1 protein-coding gene is annotated in these 1296 nt (G+C 45.8%); it reads left to right on the top strand.

Going from position 1 to position 1296, the window contains the following annotated elements; translation table 11 throughout:
• Positions 1-1262 (top strand): helicase-related protein (locus BCT81_RS23505; RefSeq protein WP_198596951.1); only part of this gene is annotated, 1262 nt, incomplete at its 5' end.
• Between the last annotated feature and the right edge of the window lie 34 nt (positions 1263-1296).

The following is a 1296-nucleotide window of genomic DNA, read 5'->3' as shown; positions in this document are numbered from 1 at the left end:
TCCTTGAAGCGATCGAGAACATCAAAGATGAGCTGCGAGATCGTGCCCAATATCTGAAAGACAATAATAAGCTTCTCGAAGAGCAACGCATCTCGCAAAGAACTCAATTTGACATCGAGATGATGACAGAGCTTGGTTTCTGCTCGGGCATTGAAAACTACTCACGTTACTTGAGTGGTCGTGCTGAAGGTGAAGCGCCTCCAACATTGTTCGACTACTTGCCTGATGATGGTCTGCTGATCATCGATGAGTCACATGTTACCGTGCCGCAAATCGGCGCGATGTATAAAGGTGACCGCTCACGTAAGGAGACCTTGGTTGAATTTGGTTTCCGTCTACCCTCTGCGTTAGACAACCGACCAATGAAGTTCGATGAGTTTGAATCGATTGCCCCACAAACGATTTTTGTTTCAGCAACGCCAGGTAATTACGAGCTTGAAAAGTCCGATGGTGAGGTTGCTGATCAGGTTGTCCGTCCAACAGGTCTGTTAGACCCGATTATTGAAGTAAGGCCAGTAGCGACTCAGGTTGATGACTTGTTGTCCGAAATCAGAATACGTTCAGATAAAGATGAGCGTGTATTGGTGACGACGTTAACTAAGAGAATGGCAGAAGACCTAACTGAATATCTCACAGAACACGGTGTGAAAGTGCGTTACTTACACTCAGATATCGATACTGTAGAGCGTGTAGAGATTATTCGAGATCTCCGCTTGGGCGAGTTTGATGTGTTAGTGGGTATTAACTTACTTCGTGAGGGTTTGGATATGCCTGAGGTATCGCTGGTGGCGATTCTGGATGCTGACAAAGAAGGTTTCTTGCGTTCTGAACGCTCTCTGATCCAAACGATCGGTCGTGCAGCTCGTAACCTTGAAGGTAAGGCTATCCTATACGGTGACTCAATCACTAAATCGATGAAAAAGGCGATTGATGAAACAGAGCGACGTCGAGAGAAACAGCAGGCTTATAACGAGGAGCAAGGTATTACTCCACAAGCTCTGAAGCGTAACATTAAAGATATCATGGAGTTGGGTGATATCACTAAGTCGAAGCAGCAACGTCAATCTAAACAGGTGCCATTGTCTAAGGTGGCAGAGCCTTCACAGAGCTATGCTGTGCTGACGCCACAACAACTCGATAAAGAGATCAGTAAGCTGGAAGCGGCGATGTACCAACATGCTCAAAACTTGGAGTTTGAGTTGGCGGCGCAGAAACGTGATGAAATCGAGCAGCTGAGAAAGCAGTTTATTACTAATAGCTAAACGTCGACTACTTTGGTCAAACCTTCCTTTTGAT

The organism is Vibrio sp. 10N.261.52.A1 (assembly GCF_002876325.1).
In the GTDB taxonomy this organism is placed as follows: domain Bacteria; phylum Pseudomonadota; class Gammaproteobacteria; order Enterobacterales; family Vibrionaceae; genus Vibrio; species Vibrio chagasii.
The sequence above is the reverse complement of the archived record's forward strand: the minus strand, read 5'-3'. Positions and strand labels throughout refer to the sequence as shown.